Here is a 23,717-nt window from a genome sequence, read left to right on the forward strand (position 1 = left end):
GGAGGCCAGGAACTCCGCATTCGTCTTGCTGTCACGCAGCTTCTTTAGGAATCCTTCTACGAAGTCATAGGATTCATTCATATTTTTACGGATCGACCAGATTGTATCCAGCTCTTCCTTGCTAAGCAATACTTCTTCACGGCGCGTACCTGAACGGCGGATATCAATTGCCGGGAAGATCCGGCGCTCAGCCAGCTTACGGTCCAGATGGAGCTCCATGTTCCCTGTACCCTTGAATTCCTCATAAATAATATCATCCATCCGTGATCCGGTATCAATCAGTGCGGTAGCAAGAATAGTTAAGCTGCCGCCCTCCTCCACGTTACGTGCCGAACCGAAGAAACGCTTAGGCCGATGGAACGCGGCAGGATCGATCCCTCCGCTAAGTGTCCGGCCGGATGGCGGAACTACGAGATTGTAAGCACGGGCAAGACGGGTAATGCTGTCTAGCAGAATGACAACATCCTTCTTGTGCTCTACCAGACGCAGCGCACGCTGGAGTACAAGCTCTGCCACTTTGATATGATTCTCCGGCAGCTCGTCAAATGTCGAAGCCACTACCTCACCTTTAACCGAACGCTGCATATCCGTTACTTCCTCAGGACGTTCATCGATCAGCAAAACAAACAGTGCAATCTCGGGATTGTTCGTAGAGATACTGTTGGCAATTTCTTTGAGGAGGAGCGTCTTCCCTGCTTTGGGAGGTGCTACAATTAAACCGCGTTGCCCCAGACCTACAGGAGCAAGCAAATCCATGATACGGGTCGATAAATGGGTTGGGGATGTTTCGAGCGGCAGCTTATCTTGCGGATAAAGCGGCGTAAGCGCCGGAAAATGCAACCGTTCAGCTGCAGTTGCCGGGTTCTCGCCGTTGACGGCATTCACCTGCAAGAGTCCAAAATAGCGTTCGTTCTCTTTGGGCGTCCGGCATTTCCCGGAGACCAGGTCACCGCTTCTAAGGTCGAACTTGCGGATCTGCGATGCGGAGATATAAATATCCTCTGCACTCGGCAAGTAGTTAATCGGCCGAAGGAAGCCATAGCCTTCCGGCAGAATCTCAAGCACGCCTTCCATAAACATTAGACCGCTCTGCTCTGCCTGTGCTCTAAGAATAGCGAAGATTAACTCCCGCTTCTTAAGCGTTCCGTAATAAGGAATCTGGTATTTCTTAGCCAGCTTATACAGATCGGTAAGCTTCATTTCTTCCAGATCGGAAATTTGAAGATCCATGTGCTATAACCACCTATTCAATTTGTGTATGATGAGTTCTAAACTATGAGTCTATGAAATTGCTTATTAGGATAGGATTACCCGAATTGGAAGGAGATATGCACTCAGGCAGCCAATTTCTGCTTGCCAATCCGGGTATTCTCCTTATTCGTTCTCGCGCCAGACATCGGCTCCTAAACTGCGAAGATTACTTACGAGGTTGTCATAACCGCGGTCAATATACTCTACACCTGTCACTTCAGTGATACCTTCTTCAACAGTAAGACCTGCAATCACTAGGGCTGCGCCTGCGCGGAGATCAGCAGCCTTCACCTTGGCCGCATTCAGCGGACCGCCTTCAATGATTGCGGAACGTCCTTCCACACGAATCTTAGCGCCCATGCGGACCAATTCAGGAACATGCTTGAACCGGTTGCTGTAGACGAAATCGCTTAGGACGCTAACGCCTTCAGCCTGAGTCAGCATACTCGTCATTGGAGATTGCAGATCAGTCGCGAAACCGGGATAGATCAGCGCCTTGACATCTGCGTGCTGGTACTTGGCCCTGCCGATCACCCGGATACTCTCATCCAATTCTTCTATGTCTACTCCCATTTCCAGCAGCTTGGCAGTGAGTGCCTCCAGATGCTTGGGAATCACGTTATCAATTAAGACATTGCCCCGCGTAGCCGCAGCGGCAATCATGTACGTTCCAGCCTGAATACGGTCAGGAATGATCGAATGGCGGCAGCCGTGCATTTCACTTACGCCTTCAATCCGGATCGTTTCGGTACCGGCGCCCTTTATAACAGCGCCCATGGAGTTGAGCAGGGTAGCTACATCTATAATCTCAGGCTCTTTAGCCGCATTTTCAATAATTGTAGAGCCTTTGGCACGGGAGGCCGCGAGCATAATGTTAATGGTGGCACCGACACTGGATACATCCAGATAGATCTTAGCACCGCGCAGTTCTTTGGCATACAGGTGAATCGAGCCATGGTCATTGGTAACAGTCGCACCAAGCGCCTCAAAGCCTTTGATATGCTGGTCAATCGGACGGGGCTCAAAATTACAGCCGCCGGGTAATCCAATGGTCGCTTCCTTAAACCGGCCCAAAAGTGCGCCCATCATATAATAAGAGGCCCGGAGCTTCTTCACCGGTCCGTTAGGCATGGGAATGGATACGATACGGGAGGGATTAATTCTCATTTGGCTGCCTGTCCAAGACACGCTCGCGCCAAGCTCCTCCAGAATTTCGGAGTAAACGGCAACATCACTAAGCGCAGGCAAATTATCCAGCACAACTTCAGACTCCGCCAAAATTGCTGCAGGAATAAGCGCAATGGCGCTATTCTTTGCTCCGCTGATGGTAACAACGCCCTCTAGCGGACGTCCGCCGCCAATCATTAATTTTTCCATAAATTTATCTGGTTCCCCCTACGTGTATTGCAGCTTGTTATGGCAATACCAGTTGTGGCTTAAGGTGACAAAAGGACTACTTGTGATTGGTGATTAGAAGAAGAAACGGCTGCGCCGTCCTTACCTGAAGGACGGCACCCGTTTCTGAGGAAAACGAAATGGCTTGTGCGGAAAAACGTTATGCGGCAGGGTATTAATTAGGCTTTGTTGCTGGATCCGAATTCGCGGATTTTGCCGATAACAGTCTGCTTGATAGCATCGCGGCCTGGTGCGATAAATGTACGCGGATCGTAAGCATCCGGCTTAGCAGCAAGAACTTCGCGAACAACCTTAGCGAACGCGATTTGGTTCTCAGTGTTCACGTTGATCTTGGAAGTACCCAGGGAGATGGATTTCTGAATGTCATGTACCGGGATACCAGTACCGCCGTGAAGTACAAGCGGAAGGTTAACTGCATCGCGGATTTCTTCCATTTCCTTGAATCCAAGGTTTGGTTCGCCCAGGTAAGGACCGTGTACGGAACCCAGTGCAGGAGCCAGAGTGTCGATGCCTGTTTCTTTAACGATGCGTACGCATTCGTTAAGGTCAGCGTATTGGATGCCGCCGATAACGTCATCTTCCTGTCCGCCTACAGTACCAACTTCTGCTTCTACAGATACACCTTTAGCGTGAGCATAGTCAACGACTTTTTTAGTCATTTCAATGTTCTCGTCGATTGGGTGGTGGGAGCCGTCGATCATTACGGAAGTGAAGCCGGCATCGATTGCATCTTTACATTTGTCAAAGCTTGAACCGTGGTCCAAGTGGATGGCTACAGGAACGGTGATTTTCATGTCATGAATAAGACCTTCAACCATCTTAACTACTGTGGTAAAGCCGCCCATGTGACGAGCTGCGCCTTCGGATACGCCAAGGATTACCGGTGACTTCTCTTCTTCTGCTGCACCAAGAATCGCTTGCGTCCACTCCAGGTTATTGATGTTGAACTGGCCAACTGCATATTTTCCTTCAAGTGCTTTGGTCAACATGTCTGTCATAGATACTAATGGCATGGTTTCAATCCTCCTAAAATATTGGGTTGCTTATATAAGCCGACATCACATACAGGCCTATTATAGCACATCCTGTGTTAAATACTAAATAGGATACACAAAAAAATGTCCCGGTGGGACGATATACAGCCAACCCTTTGCCGGCGGATCATTTCCTCTTTTAGCGTATCCATAACAGGATGTCCCCAAACTCTATTTTTCTAAGCTAGCTGCATTGGTCAACTGATTTGTTGTGCAGGTGCATATTGACGGCAACGCGCATCTCATCGATATCAAACGGCTTGGTAAAATGCATCAGGGCTCCCAGCTTGGTCGCTTCCTTAATCATGTCCAGCTCTCCGTAGGCCGTCATCATAATGACCTTGATCGCCGGATTAAGCTCCTTCAGATGCTTGAGAATCTCGAGTCCGTCCATCCCCGGAATTTTCATATCCAGCAAAACCATATCCGGCGATTCGTTCCTGACAATGTCCAGCGCCAATTTCCCGTTAGCTGCCTGAAAGGTGGCATAACCTTCACTATTGAATACTTCCATGAGAAGAATCCGGATTCCATTCTGATCGTCGACGATTAACACTTTCTTCTTTTCCATACGATACCCTCCCAGAGTTTAAGGCAGATTGTCCATACCGCGCCCTCTCAACAGCTAACGGCCCCGCTTCAACTTAGTCTATACGAAACCTATTATTCGTGGTTTGCAGCCAAAATCCTGCTAATTGGCTAAAATGCGTAAATCTATGCCATATAAAGGAGGATTTTCGGTGAAAAAGCGGGAATACAGTCCCCTTGCATTCAGGAAGCTATTATGCAAAGCAGGTCTTCAAAAAAGAAAGCCCCCGTACCGGGAGCTCCCACAGGCCTGTCTGGCCTATTCATTCTATAGTTACATTTGCTCGGAATGTGTAAGCGAGGCTTTGACAAATTCACGGAACAGCGGTTGCGGACGGTTGGGACGGGAGGTGAATTCCGGGTGGAATTGCACGGACAGGAACCACGGGTGACCCGGCAGCTCGACAATCTCCACCAGACGTCCATCAGGAGAGGTACCGGAAATAACCAGACCTGCCTTCTCCATCTCATCACGATAAGCATTGTTGAATTCATACCGGTGACGGTGACGCTCATAGACCAGCTCATCGTCATAGCAGGACATAGCAAGGGAATCCGGCAAAAGCTTACAAGGATACAGGCCAAGGCGCATCGTGCCGCCCATATCTTCGATATCCTTCTGCTCTGGCAGAAGGTCAATCAGCGGATGCGGAGTCGAAGGATCAATCTCGGAGCTGTTCGCTCCTGCCAGTCCCAGCATGGAACGGCCGTACTCGATGACAGACACCTGCATTCCCAGGCAAATGCCGAAGAACGGAATGGACTGCTCCCGCGCATAGCGGATGGCCGAGATCTTGCCTTCGATTCCCCGGTCGCCGAAGCCGCCTGGAACCAGAATGCCGCCGATGCCGCCCAGCAGCTCGTCCACATTCTCATCGGTTACCAGCTCTGCATCGACCCACCGGAGCTTCACTTCGGCATTGGAGGCAAATCCGGCATGGGACAGGGATTCAACAACACTCAGATAAGCATCGTGCAGCGCCACGTACTTGCCGACGATAGCAATCTCAACGGTACGCTCCAGCTTCTGAATCCGCTCCAGCATGCTCTCCCATTCACGCATATCCGGCGCAGGAGTAGTCAGCTTCAAGTGGTTGACGACAATCTCATCCAGACCTTCGTCGCGCAGATTCAGCGGCACCTCATAAAGCGTCGCGGCATCGCGGCATTCCACAACGGCGTTCTCATCGATATCACAGAACAGAGCCAGCTTGGCTTTCATATCGTTGGTCAACGGATATTCCGTACGGCATACGATCACATTGGGCTGAATCCCGATGCTGCGCAGCTCCTTGACACTATGCTGGGTCGGCTTTGTTTTCACTTCTCCGGCTGCTTTGATATAAGGAATCAGGGTCACGTGAATGTACATGACATTCTCCCGGCCGATGTCGCTCTTGATCTGACGGATGGCTTCCATGAACGGCAGACTCTCGATATCGCCCACGGTGCCGCCGATTTCGGTAATGACTACATCCGAGCCGGTCTCACGGCCCGCACGGAAGACACGTTCCTTGATTTCGTTCGTAATATGCGGGATAACCTGCACGGTTCCCCCAAGATATTCTCCACGGCGTTCTTTGCTGATGACCGAGGAATAGATTTTGCCTGTGGTTACGTTGCTGTTCTTGGACAGGTTAATGTCAATAAACCGCTCGTAATGCCCAAGGTCGAGGTCGGTCTCCGCGCCGTCATCGGTCACGAATACTTCCCCGTGCTGATAAGGACTCATCGTTCCCGGGTCCACGTTAATGTAAGGATCGAATTTCTGGATCGTTACCTTGAGACCTCTGTTCTTGAGCAGTCTGCCCAGCGAAGCAGCGGTAATGCCTTTGCCAAGGGAAGACACAACGCCACCCGTTACGAAAATATACTTTGTCACTGTAAAACCCTCCTAAATAAAGTCCAGAAATTCAGGGGACGCTTGCCCCTTATCGTATCCCTTTTTTCCATCATCCAACCGGGGAACCCGAAAGTTGCTTCCACCCGCCAAAATTCAAGGCCGGCAGCCTGGAAATCGCGGAAAACCGCAGCTTCTTGGCATACAAATTAAGCGAAGCTTATTCTTTCTTATCTTGTAAAAAAACAAAAAAGTGACACCCGTAGACCCGGGGCACTTTTTATTTTAGAAAACAATATTAACTTTCATTATAAGCCCATGCAATAGTTTACTCTGAGCGTCCCGCCCCTGTCAAGGGAGGAATTGCGCCCCTGCAAAGACTGTTCTAAAATTTATCTTCCTCGTCCTCATCGTCGGCATCGTCTTCTTCGCCGTCTTCGGAATCTTCATCATCCGATTCGTCTTCGTCAATGTCGTCTTCATCAATGACTACATCTTCGTCAACTTCCTCTTCGCTGTCGTCGTCAGAATAGAGGTCGTCGCGATCTTCATCAATCGCATCGAAATCCTCTTCCTCAGCAGCATAATTCTCTTCTTCATCGGCAAAATCGTCATCTTCCAGATCGTCGTCTTCATCGTTGATGATCCGCACGCGCTTGGTGTTGCCGACAGGGTCATCGGAGCGTTCGAGCGGGTACCAGCGCTTCAGGCCCCACAAGTTGGTTCCGACACAGGCAAAACGCCCGTCAATATTAATCTCGGTATATAGCTGGGCGATCGTATCTTGGCTCTCTTGATCGGTCAACCCGCGCAGCTTGGCAACCTCCACCATCAGATCACGGTAGTAGTAAGGCGTATTAGCTGCCTTAAGCACCAGGAAGGCCAGGTCTACCATCGGCATTTCTTTTACTTTCTCAGGGTCCAGCTTTAAATTGAGTGGCGTACTCACTAAAGGACACTTCCTCTCACGCATTGTTCACATTAAATCATGCTTCATTCATGATATCCATTAACAAAACTAAGTAAAACCTATTTGCGGGTAAATTGCAAGTCTATTGCAGCAAGATCCGGGAAACGGAATCTGCGGCCCTGCCGCTGGATGAAGGCTTGTCCGCCTGGGCGGGGCAATAAATGGGATGAGCATGGAGTAACTAATACAAGTGGAAACGACTTTACTGTCCTTTTAAAGGACGGTACCGTTTCAGCGAGAAATAGAAGGATAAATTATCGTGTGAAACCTATAATTTCTTATATTTTTCCCAAAAAGGCGGAGGGGGGTACCCCTCCGCGCATGACTGTATCCACGCCAAGGATCGGCTCCTTACGGGATGTTGCAGGGCACCTCGCGGTTCCCTCTGTTTATTTTATGTAAACTCCAGCCTTTTGACACGATGGGCAGCCTATTTCGTTAAAAAAGGGCAAGTTCCCATTCGGACACCATCCCCCTTTCATACAATATGGCAGCACGGCACCGAGGAGGGGACGGCGTAACCTATGGATTATTACGGATTTTGGCAGATGCTGCTTGAAGAAATGAAGGCTGCCCCCAAAAGTGCACCGCGGCACATTGTGACCTTCAACGACCCCCGCATGTATGCCGGCGCACTGTCGCAGTGGAAATCTCTGAAAACTAAAAAGCCTGGTCTGCGGCAGGTTCAGGTCTCTACGCTGATTCAGGCTTTCTTCGTGCCCGCCGCAGGAGCAGAGCGGCTGATGAACCGTTATGCGGATTCCCTCTGTATAGAAGCAGACCACCGGATTCAGGTTCATTCGCCCTTGGCGGACAAAAGCGGTTCCGCCCTGATGCCCTGGGGAATCAGGGCCATCCGCGCTCCACAGGCCTGGTCCAGATCGACTGGCGTCCATGTGAAGATCGGCGTCATTGATACAGGCGTCGATTTCCGCCATCCCGATCTCAGGCATTCTCTGGCCTCCGGGGTCAACCTGCTGAACCGCGGCATGATGCCGCTGGATGACAACGGACACGGCACGCATATTGCCGGTACCCTGGCGGCAGCCGGGGGCTCACGCAATATGATGGGCGTAGCCCCCCGGGCGCTGCTCTATCCGGTCAAGGCCTTCGACCACAACGGCTCCGCTTATGTGTCGGATATTGTCCTTGGCATCGATTGGTGCGTGCAGAACAAAATCGATATCATTAATATGAGCTTCGGGATGAGGAACCGGAGCAAGGCTCTGCATGAGGTGGTGATCAAGGCCTACCGGGCCGGGATTGCCATTATCGCTTCCTCCGGCAACGACGGCAAGCGCGGCGGGGATTACCCCGCGCGCTATCCGGAGACTATTGCCGTAGGCGCCCTTGATAGAAGGCAGCGCGTCGCCGCCTTCAGCAACCGCGGACCGTACATTGATGTGTACGGCCCAGGCGAGGGCATCCCCTCCTGCTGGCTGCGGGAGGGGTACAAGGAAATGAGCGGCACCTCCATGGCGACCTCCCATGTCACCGGTGCCGCGGCCCTGCTGCTCGCGCTGCGGCCGGGGCTGTCGCCCCGCGAGCTGAAGCTGCTCTTGCGCCGCTCCGCTTCGCCGGTGCGGCTGCGTAAGGGCCAGCGCCGCTCGTCGCTGGGCGGCGGCGCGGCCGATGCACTGCAGCTGCTGCGCGCAGGCATCCGGGCCCGGCGGGGCAACGGCAGCGCCAGCAGCACCGCAGGCAGCGGAGCGAAGGCCGCTGCTGTGGCGAAGGCTTAAGGTGCAGCAGCATAGCATAATGACAAGTGGAAACGGTACCGTCCTTGTAAAGGACGGTACCGTTTCAGCGAGAAATAGAAGGATAAGTTATCGTGTGCAACATATAATTTCTTATATTTGACCAAAAACGCCGCCCCCATAAAACAGGGGCGGCGCTTTCCAAGTATAGTTACATCCGGTCCGGTGCGGTAACACCGACCAGCCGCAGGACGTTGGCAATGGCCGTACGTGCTGCGCCCAGCAGGGCAAGGCGGGCTACTGTCTGAGCGGCATCCTCAGTGATCACGCGCTCTGCCTTGTAATAGCTGTGGAACAACGAAGCCAGGTCGTATACATACCGGACCAGACGGTGCGGTGCATAGCCCTCGGCAGCAATGGTAATCTCCGCAGGCAGTTCACCGATTTTGCGCAGCAGATCATATTCATGTACGGCGGTCAGCTTGCTGTAATCAATCTGGGCTGCATCCGGCACTACAATCCCTTGCTCCTCCGCTTGGCGGAATATGCTGCAAATCCGCGCATGTGCGTATTGTACATAGAATACAGGATTCTCATTGGATGTCGAAATCGCCAGATCCATGTCAAAGTCCAGATGCGAATCCATGCTGCGCATGGTGAAGAAGTAACGGATCGCGTCGATTCCTACTTCATCCATCAGGTCTTCCATCGTGACGGCTTTGCCGGTACGCTTGGACATCTTAACCTTCTCGCCATCCTGGAACAGGCTGACCATTTGGGCGATCAGCACCACGAGCTTCTCGGGATCATTACCGAGCGCCGCCATAGCCGCCTTCATCCGTGGAATATAGCCGTGGTGATCGGCTCCCCAGATGTTGATCATCGTGTCGTAGCCGCGGCCGTATTTGTCGCTGTGATAGGCGATATCCGGTGTGAGGTACGTATACGTGCCATCGTTCTTGATCAGCACGCGGTCTTTATCATCGCCGTATTTGGTGGTCGCAAGCCAGGTGGCGCCTTCCTTCTCATAGACTTCTCCGCGCTCACGAAGCTCATCCAGGGAACGCAGCACTTCTCCGTTCTCATAGAGGGAGGTTTCACTGAACCAGATATCGAAGTTGACCCGGAACCGGCTGAGGTCGCGTTTGATTTTGTCGAGTTCCTTGGCAAGCCCGTAGGTACGGAAGAATGCCGCCCGGTCGCCCGGTGTCATAGCCAGCAGAGAATCGCCCTTCTCCGCCACCAGCTCCTTGGCGAAGCCCTTGATATCCTCTCCATGATAACCGTCCTCCGGCATCTCGGCCGGCTGGCCCAGCTCCTGCAGGTAACGGGTCTCGATGGATTTGCACAGATTGGCGACCTGGTTCCCGGCATCGTTAATGTAGTACTCGCGGGTCACGTTGTAGCCGGCATAATCCAGCACGTTGCACAGGGCATCGCCGACAGCAGCGCCACGGGCATGTCCCAGATGAAGGCTGCCGGTAGGGTTCGCGCTGACGAACTCCATTTCTACACGCTTGCCCTGGCCTATGTTCACACGGCCATAACCGTCACCCTGCTCGGCCACAAGTGCGATCACGGGGTAGAGATAGCTTTTGGACAAAGTAAAGTTAATGAAGCCCGGTCCGGCAATCTCCGCCTTCTCAATGGAAGCGCGGCCCGTATCCAGGTGCTCGATAATGGCCTCGGCGATCTGCCGGGGATTACGCTTAGCGATCTTGGTCAGCTGCATAGCAGCATTCGTAGCCATATCTCCATGGGCCTTGTCCTTCGGTACTTCCAGCACAATGGCCGGCAGCTCTTCGCGGGACACCAGACCTGCGGCTACAACCGCATCGGCGACGGCCTCCTTCACCCGTTCATGGGCAAGCTGGAGCGGATTTAAAGATTGTGTCATGATTGTGGTTCCTCCTGTATATTCAAACTTATAGCGAACTGTCCTGTTACTTCTCCATATACGTAGAGATCATATTCCCATGAAACGGCAAGCGATCTTCCTTCGCGCTTGATGTCCAGTGTCTTCGTGTCTGTGGTGAGATTGAACTGTGTATAAGGCGAGCGGTAGAATCCGGGCAGCGGTTGCCCCGGCTCAAAGGACTGCTCCGACTGGACAGCACCATGGCGGATCAGCTTGATTCTGCCCTCTGAAATCTTCAGCGTGTTGCGTACCGCGGCCACTGCGCCTTCGGGTCCGGTCTGCTGCTCTTCATAAATAATGTACAGCGACTGTCCCTTGGCAATAGCCTCACCTGCAGCATGCACCACACTGCGCTCTGTGCCCTGCACACTCTCCAGCGTTACCGAAACGCCGTATTTGCCTTGCGGTCCTTCAGTCATCACACGTTCCCCGCTTATTCGTACTTGTAATCATAGAGGTCATATTCGCTTTCCCATTGTACACTATATCCAGATCAGGAGGGCAATTCAATCGCTTTTTCATCTGTCCTGGCCCTCACAGCGGCAATAACGCCACACTCTCCCTGCCGCGAAGCTGGCTGATCATCGATGTCCAGGCTTCCGGCTTGTCCGCAAGCACGGCGTAATAACGGGTCAGGAAATCGGCCACCAGCGGCGCTGCGATGCTCTCCAGGTCCTCATCTCCGGGCATGAAGCAGAGGTCCAGACCGGACACCGCTTCGCCATCCCCCTGCCAGGAAGGGTGGACATAGGGAATATCTATTCTTTTATAGCCCAAATGCGACAGAACTTCACGGCGGACGTACGGGTCCATCGGCTTAATTCCGCCAAAATCATACCCCACACGGTACGGATCATAGATCTCAGCGAACATCCCCAGCAGCTCCGTATGATTCTCAGCCGCCAGCTTCTCCAGATCCTTCAAGCGTTGACGCGCCAGAAAACGGCCAATGCCCAGCCCTTCCCGGCCAATAATCGTGAAATCGGTCATCGCCACATTCCAGTCGGCATAATAACGGTATTCCGTAGTGCCTACAACCGTCCCTTCATGTACGGCAGCGAACACGCGTATTCCCGGATCGGCAAGCGGCTCCTTCCACAGGCTGTACTCCAGCACTTCCTCAGGCGGAAATACCTCCGACAGCAGCTGATGCACCTCTCTGAACAACGGGTCGTCAATATCTGTAATTCTTCTATATTCCATAATCAAGGGATCTCCTCCAAGTGATAGGCTGTGTTCATTTATTGAAAAGGATTCCGCCATTCCATCAGCGCTGCGTAATTCCCAGATTCCTCGTCCTCCAGATAACCCGCAACCACACTGACCGGAGACCGCCCGCACCGCAGCAGAAAAGTAATCACCGGATCAGACCAGCTTCCGGCAACAACCCCGGCTAAATACTCTTCTGCTGTCATCTGACCGGCCACCCGGTGATAGCCCGGCATCCGGCCCGCTCCCAACAGCCGCTCCAGCTTCTGTTCCACGACCACATGGTATAACGACTGGACCAGCTCTTTGCCCAGACCCAGCTTGCGGTATTTGGGACGGACGCACAAATCCGCTATGTACAACGTGTTCCCGTCCGGCTGATGCGAAGTAAGGTATCCGTCTGCCGTAACCTCTGACCACGTATGATGATGCATCGGCGCCTCCGGGTCGAAATTCATCAGGAATCCGGTAACCGATCCGGCCAGCTCCCCGGCCACCTCCACACATAAAGCCCCTTCCGGAAAAAGTGTCACGTGATTCAGCAGCTGCTCCCGGTTCCACCACAGCTCCGCAGGATAAGGCGGCGGGAATGCCTCGGACTGGATCGTGATGAGCTCGGTGAAGTCAGCTTCCGTATAGGAACGGATCACCGCAGGGACCGGCGTCTTGCCGTCCAAAGCGTAGAACTTCTTATAATACATCCGTTAGTCTCCCCTTTACGTCCAGTCGGTGTACAGATCGGTGCGGCGGTCACGCCAGGTGGTTACAGACCCGTGTTCCCGGACGCGGTACAGCAGATCCAGATCCAGATCGGCGGTGATGATCATATCATGGTTAATCTCCCCTTCGGCCAGCAGACCCTGCGGAGGGAACGGGATGTCATTGGGTGTAATTACTGCAGCCTGACCGAAGTTGGCCCGCATCAGGTCAACGGTAGGCAGCGAGCCTACGGTCCCGGTCAGCACTACATAGACTTGATTCTCGATAGCCCGGGCGTGGCTCGTATACCGTACCCGGTGGAAGCCGTGGCGGTCATCCGTGCAGGACGGGCAGAAGATCACATCTGCGCCCTTGGCCCGGGCCATGCGCACAATTTCAGGGAATTCAATGTCATAGCAGGTCAGCATGGCAATGGTCCCATGATCTGTCTGGAATACCTGAAGCTCCTCACCCGCCCCCATATTCCAGCCCTCTACCTCGGCAGGGGTAATATGCAGCTTGGCCTGCTCGGCAATTCTTCCGTCCGGGTAAAAAAGATGGGCTACATTATACAGCTTGCCGCTGCGCCGCAGCACATGGGTCCCCCCAATAATATGTACCACATACTTCTTCGCGTACCCGGAGAACATCTCCAGGTAACGGTCTGTGAACTGCGGCAGATCCTCTATCCCCAGCGCTCCCCCGTCTTCGCCTCCGATCGACATCAGCTGTGTCGTAAGAAATTCAGGGAAGAGGATAAATTCAGCGCCGTACTCTCGGGCCGTCTTGATGTATTGCTCACACTCGGCAGCAAACTCCCCGAAGGAAGAGATGGTGTGCAGATGATATTGTACAGCAGATACGCGAAAAGCCATGGCGGCAGTCCTCCCGGGCATGATTGTTACATGCATTTTCATAAGTATCTAAAATTTTACCATAACCGTTCACAAATTCACACATGGAGCAGCGTGCGCAAATGCTCACCTGTTCCCGCCGGGTTCGACAAGATCCGCTTTCTCTGCCAATGGTGAATATCTCCTCTCATCCTTTCCCATAATGAGGAATACAGGCAGCGGCAGCCCTCATGGTGCCAGCCTGTGTAACTGCTTGAATTCGAAGGAGCCTGATACCATGACGCGCGATTCTGCCACACCCAAAGTCCGCAAACGCCGCTTCCGCCTGCTCTTTCGGCTACTGGTTGTCTCCGCCCTGCTGTTCCTGCTGGCCGCCGGCGCTCTGCTTGGATACCTATATCAGAAGCCGCTCCCCCCGCTTGGGGATGATGTCCGCTCCAGACTGCTTGACGTCAGGGGCAATGTGATGACCACCTTCACTACAGACGGCCGCAGCCGTGAGCCTGTTGAGCTTAACCGGATCTCTCCGCTGCTCATCAAGGCCACGCTGGCTGTGGAGGACCGGAAATTCTATAATCATATCGGCTTTGATCTGAAAGGCATGGGGAGAGCGGTACTCGCCAATCTGGAGGCGGGCAGACGCACGCAAGGGGCCAGCACCTTAACCCAGCAGCTAGCACGCAATCTGTACCTGACCCATGAGAAAACCTGGACCCGCAAAGCCAAGGAAGCGCTATATACCCTACAGCTGGAAATGAAATATTCTAAGGATGAAATCCTGAATATGTATTTAAATGAAATCTACTACGGGCACGGCGCTTATGGGATCGAGGCTGCAGCCCGGATGTATTTCGGCAAAGCTGCCGCAGATCTGGATCTGGCGGAAAGCGCACTGCTGGCCGGAGTGCCCAAGGGACCCACCTATTATTCTCCTTATAATCATCTGGACAGCGCCTTGAAACGTCAAGGCATCATCCTGGCCGCCATGGTCGATACGGGGGATATTACGGAGTCGCAGGCACAGGAGGCTGTTAAGGAGCAGTTGAAGCTGAGCCCGCAGGGTCAAAAGGATACCACGGTGGCTGTACCCTATTTCCGCGATTATGTGCGCAGCCTTGTGATCGACAGCCTGCATATCAGCAGTGACGAGCTGGACCGGGGCGGGCTGAATGTCTATACGACGCTTGACCCGGATATGCAGCAGGCTGCGGAAGCGGCGGTGGATCAGGGTATGGACCACAGCAGCGAGCTGGAAACGGCCCTGGTCTCCGTTGATCCCCGCACTGGCTACGTGAAGGCTATGGTCGGGGGCACGAATTACCGGACCAGCTCCTTCAACCATGTGCTGGCGAAGACGCGCCAGCCCGGATCTTCCTTTAAGCCGATTATGTATTTGGCGGCGCTGTCGACTAAAGAAATGACCGGCTTGTCCGTCTTCAACAGCCAGCCAACGCTATTCCATTATGATAACAACCGCAAGACATACCAGCCCCGGAACTTCGGGGATAAATATCTGGGAGAGATTAATATGCGGCAGGCCATTGCCGCATCCGACAATATCTATGCAGTGAATACCATTATGAAGATTGGGGCAGATAAGGTCGCCGCTATGGCGGCCGCCATGGGCATTAACAGCCCGCTGCAGAGCGTTCCTTCGCTTGCGCTAGGAACCTCGCCTGTCAGCCCGCTGGAGATGGCCGCAGCCTTCGCAGTGATTGCGAATGACGGAGTGAAGCAGCCGGTCACTGCGGTCCTGAAGATCACGGATGCGGGCGGACATCTTCTCTATGAAGCTCCGCAGCCCGAGGGACAGGCCGTCGTTGAGCCGGCAGCAGCTTACGTGTTAACCCGGCTGATGGAGGGGGTCTTCGAGAGCGGAGGCACCGGGAACCGGGTGGCCTCGATGATCAAGCGTCCGGTGGCCGGCAAGACCGGTACTACAGATACCGACGGGTGGATGGTAGGCTTCACGCCTGAGCTCTCAACCGCCGTCTGGGTCGGATATGATAAGGGCCGTGATATTGCGACCACCGACGGCAGACGGGCAGCACCTATCTTCGCCGGATTCACGGAAAAAGCACTGGAGAATGTGCCGCCGAAGATTTTTCCCATTCCCGATGGCGTAGTCAGCGTATATATCGATCCGCTGTCCGGCATGCTGGCTACAGCAGACTGTCCGGAGAAAAAGCTGGAGACCTTCATCAGCGGCACAGAGCCTACCGGATATTGTGACCAGCATAGCTCTGGTGAACCCGGTGCTTCCGGCAGCACCGTGCCTTCCGGTCCTGTCAATCCGGTCAAGGAAGAGCATTCCCTCTGGAATAATATCAAGCGCTGGTGGATGAACTAACCGGGGATTGCCGCTCCCCGCTGCCCTGCGTTACGATGGGGAGACCGGCAGAGGCGTACGCCCGCCTAACTCCGCCGCAGGAAGGTGTGTCATCCATTCATGAAGCCGAATCACTCCGCCGGCCTTGAACCGGGCGCGCCACAGCTGCTGCAGCCTGAGCTCTACAAGCTCCCGGCAGTTGAAGCAGCGCCGCGTCTTCTTGGCCAGCATCTGGTCCGCCGCACGGAAGACGGGGACATCCGCTGCCGCATTGTGGAGACAGAGAGCTACGGAGGTGCTGAGGATAAGGGCAGCCACGCTTACGGCAGCCGCCGGACCGCCCGGACGGAGGTCATGTTCAGCGCAGGAGGCGCAGTGTATGTATACCTGATCTACGGTATGTACCATTGCCTAAATGTCGTAACTGCCGCACAGGACGAGCCGCATGCCGTTCTGATCCGGGCAGTAGAGCCGCTTACGGAGAGGGATGCCGAGCTTATGGCAGCATACAGGGGGGTTGCCGTCAGGAAGCCCTCGGACCTCTCCGGCGGGCCGGGCAAGCTGTGCCGGGCGCTGCGGATTGACAAGAGCCTTAACTTTTCCAGGTTCGATCTGCCGGAAGGCCCGCTGAGCATCGAGCAGGGGGAAGACCCGGAATCCCTGGATATTGTCCAGGCCCCGCGCATCAATATTCCTTATGCAGAAGAGTATGCCGGGCGCCCCTGGCGCTTCTATCTGCGGGCTAATCCTTATGTCTCGGCCAGCGATCCGCAGGCACAGCCCCACAGGCTGGTCTAAAGGCCTATACCGCTGTTTCGGCTGTGGTATATTGGGTATTAATAAGAGAACCCTAATCAGCCTCTCCCTTGGGACTTCCCAGGCGGAGAGGTTTTTCTTCTATTTTTGATCTCCGCATCCTCAGGCGCCAAAAAATGATAAACACTCCTATAAAATGACAATAAATCCCCCTATTTGTATACGCTTCCCCCGTTCTCTTAACTTACAATTACTGCTATAATCATATATATCTACAAAAAATATAAAGATGTAAATGAGGGACATGGGATGAAAGATACAGGCATGATCCGAAGCTTAGACAGTCTCGGAAGAATTGTGGTTCCCGTAGAAATCCGCATGACACGTAATATTGACATTGGGGATCCTATTGAATTTTTTATACTGGATGAGGATATAATCGTCCTCCGAAAGTACACCTCCACAGAATGCACCTTTTGCAGAAGTCTTGATCATGTTACCTACTATAAGGATCAGTTCATTTGCAACACCTGTCTGAAGGAGCTTAGTGACCCCGAACGCGGATCAGAACCCATCCATGCCTCCCCAAGTTCAGCAGAAGAGCAGCCCGAGCCAGCCCGCGGGGTACGGAGAAGTAAGACCGAAGAAATGAGTCTGCGTCTAATGAAAGCGATCGAAGATCATCCTTATGCCAACCAGAAGGAGCTTGCCGAGGTTCTCGGCATCAGCCAAGCCAGAGTCAGCCAGCTCAAGCGCAAGCTGAACACTCCCGGCAGAGCAGATCCGCAGTAACGTTATCCATTCATCCCTGCTTAGACATCAGATAAGGCTTGGCCCCCTAACGGGGCCAAGCCTTAATTTTTGTTCAAATATAAGAATTTATATGTTCACGCTGTACATTATCCTTCTATTTCCCGCCGAAACGGTACCGTCCTTTAAAAGGACGGCAAAGCCGTTTCCACTTGAACTACAAGTATTATTCCGACAGCGCCCCCTTCAGCTCCTCAGGCGAAGCAGCCCACCACTCTTCATTATGGGCCATCAGCAATGACTTCAGCGCGGCCCGCTCAACACTTCCAAGTCCATCCAGAATAAGCTTACGCTTCAAGGCCGCATCCAGCTTATTGACATGATCCGCAAGAATCTTCCAACCGCGGCGCGCCTCGGTGTCAATCCACATCTCGCAGGCGGTAATTCCGCCGTAGAACTGTCCCTCCGGGGTACGGTCAACGGCGACCCATACGACCCATACCTGTCTTCCCGCCGGAACATCCTCACGGTTCATAGAGAACTTGATTCCCTTCTCCACTTTGCTCTTGGCATGCATGGCACCGATATCGATAACGGCGATGCCCTGATCAATAATGACAGGCGATACATTGTTCAGATCAATCGAGCCTGCACCGAAGCCTTTATGCTTAGCTCTGGCGTTCACAATATTCAAGGCAATTTGTTTTTTGCCCTCCGGTTGTACGTTATCCACATGTGCACATCCTTTCCATTCACTAATTATTTAATTTTAGCTAATAATGCGGCGATTGCAAACATATACATCCCGTAGATGCTTGTCACGGGAGGAATCATAGTATGAAGCCACATTCATTAAGGTATACCCTCATCTTCGCAGTCCTGGCTGTCCTCACCTTGCTTGGAGGCGGAATATGGTTTCTGTCAGGGCATAGCCCTGCCGTATGGACTGCCTCTGTTCCAAAAGAGGCCAAGTCCCCCGCCATTATCCCCCGGCAGCAGCCCGTGCAGTCCGATCTTTCAGATACGATCTACACGTCGGAGACAGAGGCTTTAAGCCAGCGCGTGGTTGAATATCACATGGATGTGGAGCTCCTGCCGGGTGCGGAGACCCTAGTCGCCTCCGAGACGCTGACCTGGACCCATCCAGGCGCAAAGCCGGTCCAGGAGCTCTACTTTCATCTGTATCCCAATGCATTCGCATCCGCCGGTACCACCTTCATGAAGGAGTCCGGGGGTACGCTTCGCGGTGACACCATGCCTGCAGGAGGTTACGGGAGCATTACACTGACAGATTTGCGGACCTCTGAGGGCGTCTCGCTAATGCAGCGCACACAGTATGTGCAGCCGGACGACGGCAATGTCAATGACAGAACACTGCTCAAAGTCCATCTGCCTCAGCCGGTGAACGGCGGTGAGAGCGTGACGGTAAGGCTTAAATTCGAGGTTAAGCTGCCGAAAATTTTCGCCCGGATGGGAACCGCTGACGACTTCGTGATGGCCGGCCAGTGGTTTCCGAAGCTTAGCGTCTACGAGCCTGCCGGCAGAAGAGGACTCAAGGAAGAAGGCTGGAACCTGCATCAATATCACGGCAACTCCGAGTTCTACAGTGATTTTGGGATCTACAATGTATCCATTTCTGTCCCGCCCGAGTATAAGGTCGCCGCAACCGGGTTTCCGGTGAGAGACGCCAAAGTTGTACAGGGCCGCAAGATCTATCAGTTCTATGCAGATGACGTCCACGACTTCGCCTGGGCCGCATCGCCTGATTTCGTGGTTGCCGAGAAGGCCTTCTCCGCGCCGCAGGTGCCCGGGGTGAAGATTAAGCTCTATCTGGACCCGCTGCATAAGCATCTCCAGGAGCGTTACTTCCAGGCGGTCGAGGCGGCACTGACGGCATTCAGCAAGTGGTACGGCCCTTATCCGTATTCCACTTTATCCATTGTTGTCCCGCCAGAGTCCGGCAACGGGGCCGGAGGAATGGAATACCCAACCCTGATTACCGCCTTCGGCGCCACGGACACTTCACCGGGCACCTCCCTGGAGCGCACGATCATCCACGAGATCGGGCACCAGTATTTCTACGGCCTGGTGGCCAGTAATGAATTCGAAGAAGCCTGGCTTGATGAGAGCTTCACCTCTTATGCTGAAGACCGGCTAATGGAACAGGAATACGGCGTGGTCTCAAGCCTGCCGCTTCAGTCCAGCCTGGTCTCCTCTTCACAGCCTCTTACGCTGGAGACCTGGAAATACACTGGTGATGATGCCTACACGCGCAATGTGTATATCCGGGGCAAGCTGGTGCTGAAGGATATGGAACGCATCGCCGGAACCAAGAATATGGACGCCATCCTCGCCGCCTATGCCCGCAAATACCGCTTCCAGCATCCGTCCACCGCCGACTTCCAAAAGGTTGTGGAGAAAGTGACCAAGCAATCCTGGCAGACTTATTTTGAGCGTTTTGTCTATAGCGGGGGTGCACCCGACTTCGCAGTTGATGATATCAGGCTCACGGTCGGACGGGACAACGGCGATGGCGGGGGGATCCGCTATAACGCTGTGGTCGATGTAAGCAATAAGGGCAGCCTGTACCCTGATGTTCCCGTGAAATTCACCTTCGCAGACGGGTACACTGTGCAGCAATACTGGAATGACGAGGGTAAGGCTACCTCCTTTGAGTTAGCGTATAAAGCTCCGCTGGTCTCCGCAGAGATCGATCCGGGGCATTCCATTCTGCTGGAGAGCAGGCATCTTAATAATTTCAAAATGGCGGAGCTTGAGCCGCGCACACTCTCCCGCTGGACGCTTAGCGCATCTACTCTGCTTGAAACCCTGCTCGGAACTCTTGTCTGGTGAGGTGAAGGAATGGTGAAAAGTTCAATTGCCCGCGGTTGGATCAGCATGAAAGAACAGTTCTATATATTGATTCTGCTATTTATCTACCGGCTGTTCTGGGGTTATTTCCTGTACAAATTCATTAAAAGTGCGGTTGTCCCCGTCCTGCTACGCTACCCGGATGCGAATGCCGGCGGCAGCGGAATAGGCAGGCTGCTGTATTATATCGAGGGGCAGACTGCGCTGCGCACCGACCCCGCCGTCCAGCACTGGCTGTGGATGCTGCTGGCGCTGACAGTGCTAAGGCTGCTGCTGACTCCCTTTATCCGTGCAGGGCTGCTGCACGAGCTTCATCAGGAGCGCGACGGAGCGCGGGGACTGTTCTTTTTCCCGGGAATGAGAAAATATGGGCTGCCGGTGCTGGCGTTCAGCCTGGCCGAATGGGCACTAACCCTCCTGCCGCTCTATTGGCTGCTTCCACGCATGTACCGTCATCTGCTCAGCGGCGTTCTCGATGTTCAGCTCCTGCTCAAGCTTGTGCCCTGTGTGCTGGGCTGGCTGCTCTATCTATTCCTTGTCCGCAAGCTTCTGCTCTATATGCAATTCGGCTATACCGCAGGTACCGGCATGTTCTCCTCGCTGCTAATCTGCCTGAAGGTGTTGATGCCTTCGATCGGTATTTCCGTCATTCTGGGGGCGGGAAGCCTGGCCGTAATTCTGCTCTGTAGCGCCTCTGCTCTGTTCTATCCCGGATTGCCGGCACTTATGCTCCGCCAGGCAGCTCCGCTGCCCTCCACGCTGTTCAATATGTGGGGAATCGCTGCCCAGTACCACCTCTGGTCCAGTAAATCATTTCCACAATAATAAGCTGCTACAGCGGCATACTAAAAAGAGTCACAGCCCCTCATCAGGGAGCAGGACTCTTTTTTGCTTGAAGAGAAGGACAAAAGCATTTGCAAAAGGGTAAATCGTCTGATACAATGATGCCTGTACCACTAGTAACAAAGTTGTAATCTTTCAAACAGAATCTTCCGTATCTATTGCAATTTAATCAATGTCGATAAGTCACTGTTCTGGTGCATAAAACGCCGAATTCCCTGCACCGGGAAGTGGGGGAACCATATTTTGGGTGAATTGATCTCGCTTTAGAGGGGTCATAGGGGAACCTTCTACCGAATCCTTAAGCTAACCTCGCAGGCCCTGGAAGGAGTACATCTTTTGATTAGACAGAATTTCAAGAAAAAATGCACCGCAGCGGCGCTGGGTCTTGTGATGGTATTCACACTCGGAGCGGGCAGTGCCTTCGCAGATTCCAAAATGGATACTGTGATTTCAAAAACCATTGGAACGTCGTATAAAACCGGGGGCACAACCACCAGCGGCTTCGACTGTTCCGGATTTACCAAGTATGTGTTCAAGAATGTCGGGCTTACCTTGCCCCGTACATCCAAAGCACAGTACAAAGTTGGAACAACAATATCCAAGAGCAATCTACGCTCCGGAGATCTCGTGTTCTTCAATACTCTGGGTAACGGAGTTTCCCATGTCGGTATTTATGTTGGAAACGGGAAGTTCGCACAGTCCTCCAGTTCACGTGGTGTAACCATCAGTTCGATGAGCCAGTCTTACTGGGCCAACCGCTACGTTGGCGCCAAAAGAGTAATGAGCACAACAGCCTACCAAGCTGTCGCTTACGATTGAACCTTTGAAGCATACCCCGAATATTTCAGCCTCTAACAACTAAATGTAACTTATACGAGCCCGGGATGATTATTGCCGTAATCATTTCCGGGTTTTTCCTTTTCCTTATTCTACCTTTTACCCGAATCCACAGCCTTGAAACAGCATTTTATTGCAAAAACAAAGAAAAAATCATATTAAATAACCCCGGCGCATAGATATGAGTCTTTCGAAAGGGCTATAACTCTAAAAAACAGCAAAAAAGATGGATTAATATGTTATAAGTGATTGCCAAGCGCCTTAGTCTTTGTTACAATTATCGCAGTGAGCTTTTAGTAACATTTTTGTAATTATTGAATCGCTTTTAACAAAGGTTTTGTCATGTATTGAATGAACCGCTAATCCTAATCAACAGTCATGCCGAGTTCCCTAATGAATTAGGGAAACGGGGGAACCACTTTGGGTGAATTGACCTCCTATTCTAAGAGGGGTCATAGGGGACCTTCAACCGAACCCTTAAGCTAACCTCGTAGGCATTGGAAGGGGTATTTACTTTTGAAGAAGAAGCTAGCAGCCGCAGTACTAAGCTTGTCCATTATCTTCACAATCGGAGCAGGAAGCGCTTTCGCGGATTCCAAAATGGATAAAGTGATCGACAAAGCCATCGGAACCAAATACGTATCCGGCGGTACATCAACTAACGGGTTTGATTGCTCCGGATTTACAATGTATGTTTTTGATAAGATCGGCATTAACCTGCCCCATCAATCCGGCTCTCAGTACCAGATGGGTACTGACGTGTCCCGTGACGAGATGAGACCAGGCGATCTTGTATTCTTCAATACAAGCGGTAAGGGCATATCCCATGTAGGTATCTATGTTGGTGACGGCGAATTCGCCCATGCCTCTTCCTCACGCGGTGTAACCATCAGTTCGCTGAGTGACAGCTATTACGTCAACCGCTACGTTGGCGCCAAACGAATCATGAGTACAGATGCCTACAAGACTGTAGCTTCGGATTCCCAAGACAACGATGATGTACAATAATTCTTTGTAACCTACGCTCTTTTCCAAGATTTTTGCCGAAATCTTGGAGAAGGGCTTTTTTTTGTCTATAAAATTACTTACCCGTCTCTATATTTGTAAAACACCGATTCTGTACTTTCAGAAAATAATTATTGGCGTTTGTCAAGTTTCTGCATTTCCGCAAGGAATTTGCGTCGAAACTGGCTGTTTTTGTATATAATTAATAGAAGAACAAGTGGAAACGGCTTTTCCGTCCTTTAAAAGCAGTTTCGGCTGGAAGGAGGCCTCCCGTAATGATTAGCTCCCCGTTAACCTTTTATGTGGTGCCTATGGAACCGCAGCATGCCGCTGAGATCTGTGAGTGGAGCTACAAGCCTCCGTATAATATTTACGGCTGGATGTCCTGGGAGCAGATGCAGGCGCTGGGCGTGGAGTTCGGAGACCCGCAGCTTCGCAGTGAGCAATATGTATCTGTAGTGAACGGACAGGGGGATCTGTGCGGCTTCGCCCAGCTCTTTCCGATGGAGGGGGTAGTCCGGCTTGGTGTCGGAATGCGGCCCGAGCTGTGCGGCCATGGAATGGGGCATCTGTTCATGAAGGCTATTGTGCAGGCAGCACGGGCGCGATACCCGGAGCGTGAGATCGACCTGGAGGTGCTGACCTGGAACCAGCGCGCCATCCGCGCTTACCAGAAATGCGGATTCACTATAACGGATACCTATGAACGCCGCACCCCGACCGGCAATAAGCCTTTTTATTGCATGGTCTATGAGGAATAGCACTGGAGACAGATTGATTTGCAAAAAAATGGATCGTTTGTGTTCATTTTTTTGACACAAATACTATGATAACGCTTCACCATCCGCTA

General features: G+C 52.7%; 21 protein-coding genes and 2 riboswitches. Of the genes, 9 read left to right on the forward strand and 12 right to left on the reverse strand.

Features of this window, described 5'->3' with window-relative positions:
• The 6 genes from rho to rpoE form a co-directional block, all read right to left on the reverse strand.
• On the reverse strand, window positions 1–1,230 hold a 1,230-nt coding region (gene rho, locus C162_RS24640), incomplete at its 3' end, for a transcription termination factor Rho (protein WP_036698891.1).
• A gap of 144 nt (window positions 1,231–1,374) precedes the next feature.
• The gene (locus tag C162_RS24645) at window positions 1,375–2,628 is read right to left on the reverse strand and encodes a UDP-N-acetylglucosamine 1-carboxyvinyltransferase (RefSeq protein ID WP_036698893.1); all 1,254 of its coding nucleotides are present in this window, start codon (window positions 2,626–2,628) and stop codon (window positions 1,375–1,377) included.
• Between the two features lie 197 nt (window positions 2,629–2,825).
• Entirely contained in the window at window positions 2,826–3,680 is an 855-nt protein-coding gene (gene fba / locus C162_RS24650; protein ID WP_036698894.1) for a class II fructose-1,6-bisphosphate aldolase, read from the reverse strand.
• A 205-nt stretch (window positions 3,681–3,885) separates the two neighbouring features.
• Window positions 3,886–4,272 (reverse strand): response regulator, encoded by a 387-nt coding sequence (locus tag C162_RS24655; RefSeq protein WP_036698896.1) that lies wholly within the window; start codon window positions 4,270–4,272, stop codon window positions 3,886–3,888.
• A gap of 291 nt (window positions 4,273–4,563) precedes the next feature.
• A complete protein-coding gene (locus tag C162_RS24660; RefSeq protein ID WP_036698897.1) occupies window positions 4,564–6,171 on the reverse strand; it encodes a CTP synthase in 1,608 nt (535 codons plus the stop codon).
• A gap of 343 nt (window positions 6,172–6,514) precedes the next feature.
• Complete coding sequence (rpoE, locus tag C162_RS24665; protein WP_036698899.1) at window positions 6,515–7,078, reverse strand: DNA-directed RNA polymerase subunit delta; 564 nt, start codon at window positions 7,076–7,078, stop codon at window positions 6,515–6,517.
• Window positions 7,079–7,623: 545 nt separating this feature from the next.
• Here rpoE and C162_RS24670 point away from each other — a divergent pair.
• A complete protein-coding gene (locus tag C162_RS24670) occupies window positions 7,624–8,838 on the forward strand; it encodes a S8 family peptidase (RefSeq protein ID WP_083678229.1) in 1,215 nt (404 codons plus the stop codon).
• Window positions 8,839–9,007: 169 nt separating this feature from the next.
• Here the strand turns inward: C162_RS24670 and argS are convergent, their stop codons facing one another.
• The 5 genes from argS to C162_RS24695 form a co-directional block, all read right to left on the reverse strand.
• Window positions 9,008–10,693, reverse strand: coding sequence for an arginine--tRNA ligase (argS, locus tag C162_RS24675; protein WP_036698900.1), 1,686 nt, complete (start codon window positions 10,691–10,693; stop codon window positions 9,008–9,010).
• Window positions 10,690–11,133, reverse strand: coding sequence for a DUF1934 domain-containing protein (locus C162_RS24680; protein WP_036698902.1), 444 nt, complete (start codon window positions 11,131–11,133; stop codon window positions 10,690–10,692). The genes argS and C162_RS24680 overlap by 4 nt, the downstream gene beginning before the upstream one ends.
• 115 nt (window positions 11,134–11,248) lie before the next feature.
• Window positions 11,249–11,917 (reverse strand): hypothetical protein, encoded by a 669-nt coding sequence (locus C162_RS24685; protein ID WP_036698903.1) that lies wholly within the window; start codon window positions 11,915–11,917, stop codon window positions 11,249–11,251.
• Window positions 11,918–11,955: 38 nt separating this feature from the next.
• Window positions 11,956–12,624, reverse strand: a complete 669-nt coding sequence (locus C162_RS24690; protein ID WP_036698904.1) for a GNAT family N-acetyltransferase — start codon at window positions 12,622–12,624, stop codon at window positions 11,956–11,958.
• Window positions 12,625–12,639: 15 nt separating this feature from the next.
• The gene (locus C162_RS24695) at window positions 12,640–13,497 is read right to left on the reverse strand and encodes a carbon-nitrogen hydrolase family protein (protein ID WP_036698905.1); all 858 of its coding nucleotides are present in this window, start codon (window positions 13,495–13,497) and stop codon (window positions 12,640–12,642) included.
• Window positions 13,498–13,753: 256 nt separating this feature from the next.
• On the opposite strand from C162_RS24695, the gene C162_RS24700 reads away from it, so the two are divergent.
• The 3 genes from C162_RS24700 (at window position 13,754) to C162_RS24710 (ending at window position 17,353) form a co-directional block, all read left to right on the forward strand.
• Window positions 13,754–15,826: a transglycosylase domain-containing protein gene (locus tag C162_RS24700; RefSeq protein ID WP_036698906.1), complete on the forward strand. Its 2,073-nt coding sequence runs from the start codon at window positions 13,754–13,756 to the stop codon at window positions 15,824–15,826.
• Window positions 15,827–15,925: 99 nt separating this feature from the next.
• On the forward strand, window positions 15,926–16,603 hold the full coding sequence (locus tag C162_RS24705) for a DNA-3-methyladenine glycosylase (protein ID WP_036698907.1): 678 nt from the start codon (window positions 15,926–15,928) through the stop codon (window positions 16,601–16,603).
• A 267-nt stretch (window positions 16,604–16,870) separates the two neighbouring features.
• Window positions 16,871–17,353 carry an AbrB/MazE/SpoVT family DNA-binding domain-containing protein gene (locus tag C162_RS24710; protein ID WP_036698909.1) on the forward strand — a complete coding sequence of 161 codons (483 nt, stop codon included), beginning with the start codon at window positions 16,871–16,873 and terminating at the stop codon, window positions 17,351–17,353.
• A 184-nt stretch (window positions 17,354–17,537) separates the two neighbouring features.
• On the opposite strand, the gene C162_RS24715 is transcribed toward C162_RS24710, so the two are convergent.
• Window positions 17,538–18,044, reverse strand: coding sequence for a YwhD family protein (locus C162_RS24715; RefSeq protein ID WP_036698910.1), 507 nt, complete (start codon window positions 18,042–18,044; stop codon window positions 17,538–17,540).
• Between the two features lie 104 nt (window positions 18,045–18,148).
• On the opposite strand from C162_RS24715, the gene C162_RS24720 reads away from it, so the two are divergent.
• The 5 genes from C162_RS24720 to C162_RS24740 all read left to right on the forward strand — a co-directional run bounded on the left by C162_RS24720 (window position 18,149) and on the right by C162_RS24740 (window position 23,628).
• Window positions 18,149–20,164 (forward strand): M1 family metallopeptidase, encoded by a 2,016-nt coding sequence (locus C162_RS24720; RefSeq protein ID WP_036698911.1) that lies wholly within the window; start codon window positions 18,149–18,151, stop codon window positions 20,162–20,164.
• 9 nt (window positions 20,165–20,173) lie between these two features.
• Window positions 20,174–21,007, forward strand: a complete 834-nt coding sequence (locus tag C162_RS24725; RefSeq protein ID WP_051493901.1) for a hypothetical protein — start codon at window positions 20,174–20,176, stop codon at window positions 21,005–21,007.
• Between the two features lie 212 nt (window positions 21,008–21,219).
• Window positions 21,220–21,358: riboswitch (cyclic di-AMP (ydaO/yuaA leader) on the forward strand.
• Window positions 21,359–21,415: 57 nt separating this feature from the next.
• Complete coding sequence (locus C162_RS24730; protein ID WP_051493903.1) at window positions 21,416–21,844, forward strand: C40 family peptidase; 429 nt, start codon at window positions 21,416–21,418, stop codon at window positions 21,842–21,844.
• A gap of 387 nt (window positions 21,845–22,231) precedes the next feature.
• Window positions 22,232–22,374: riboswitch (cyclic di-AMP (ydaO/yuaA leader) on the forward strand.
• A 4-nt stretch (window positions 22,375–22,378) separates the two neighbouring features.
• Window positions 22,379–22,870, forward strand: a complete 492-nt coding sequence (locus C162_RS24735) for a C40 family peptidase (protein ID WP_036698913.1) — start codon at window positions 22,379–22,381, stop codon at window positions 22,868–22,870.
• Window positions 22,871–23,142: 272 nt separating this feature from the next.
• The gene (locus C162_RS24740) at window positions 23,143–23,628 is read left to right on the forward strand and encodes a GNAT family N-acetyltransferase (protein ID WP_036698915.1); all 486 of its coding nucleotides are present in this window, start codon (window positions 23,143–23,145) and stop codon (window positions 23,626–23,628) included.
• The last annotated feature ends 89 nt before the right edge of the window (window positions 23,629–23,717 follow it).

Origin of the sequence: Paenibacillus sp. FSL R7-269 (assembly GCF_000517865.1) — a bacterium.
Lineage (GTDB): Bacteria > Bacillota > Bacilli > Paenibacillales > Paenibacillaceae > Paenibacillus_AQ.

Bases quoted from the DNA above. Each gene is read 5' to 3' on its own strand.
- C162_RS24645 (WP_036698893.1), bottom strand. From the start codon at position 2,628: ATGGAAAAATTAATGATTGGCGGCGGACGTCCGCTAGAGGGCGTTGTT.
- fba (WP_036698894.1), bottom strand. From the start codon at position 3,680: ATGCCATTAGTATCTATGACAGACATGTTGACCAAAGCACTTGAAGGA.
- C162_RS24655 (WP_036698896.1), bottom strand. From the start codon at position 4,272: ATGGAAAAGAAGAAAGTGTTAATCGTCGACGATCAGAATGGAATCCGG.
- C162_RS24670 (WP_083678229.1), top strand. From the start codon at position 7,624: ATGGATTATTACGGATTTTGGCAGATGCTGCTTGAAGAAATGAAGGCT.
- argS (WP_036698900.1), bottom strand. From the start codon at position 10,693: ATGACACAATCTTTAAATCCGCTCCAGCTTGCCCATGAACGGGTGAAG.
- C162_RS24680 (WP_036698902.1), bottom strand. From the start codon at position 11,133: ATGACTGAAGGACCGCAAGGCAAATACGGCGTTTCGGTAACGCTGGAG.
- C162_RS24685 (WP_036698903.1), bottom strand. From the start codon at position 11,917: ATGGAATATAGAAGAATTACAGATATTGACGACCCGTTGTTCAGAGAG.
- C162_RS24690 (WP_036698904.1), bottom strand. From the start codon at position 12,624: ATGTATTATAAGAAGTTCTACGCTTTGGACGGCAAGACGCCGGTCCCT.
- C162_RS24695 (WP_036698905.1), bottom strand. From the start codon at position 13,497: ATGGCTTTTCGCGTATCTGCTGTACAATATCATCTGCACACCATCTCT.
- C162_RS24700 (WP_036698906.1), top strand. From the start codon at position 13,754: ATGACGCGCGATTCTGCCACACCCAAAGTCCGCAAACGCCGCTTCCGC.
- C162_RS24705 (WP_036698907.1), top strand. From the start codon at position 15,926: ATGAAGCCGAATCACTCCGCCGGCCTTGAACCGGGCGCGCCACAGCTG.
- C162_RS24710 (WP_036698909.1), top strand. From the start codon at position 16,871: ATGAAAGATACAGGCATGATCCGAAGCTTAGACAGTCTCGGAAGAATT.
- C162_RS24720 (WP_036698911.1), top strand. From the start codon at position 18,149: ATGAAGCCACATTCATTAAGGTATACCCTCATCTTCGCAGTCCTGGCT.
- C162_RS24725 (WP_051493901.1), top strand. From the start codon at position 20,174: ATGGTGAAAAGTTCAATTGCCCGCGGTTGGATCAGCATGAAAGAACAG.
- C162_RS24730 (WP_051493903.1), top strand. From the start codon at position 21,416: ATGGTATTCACACTCGGAGCGGGCAGTGCCTTCGCAGATTCCAAAATG.
- C162_RS24740 (WP_036698915.1), top strand. From the start codon at position 23,143: ATGATTAGCTCCCCGTTAACCTTTTATGTGGTGCCTATGGAACCGCAG.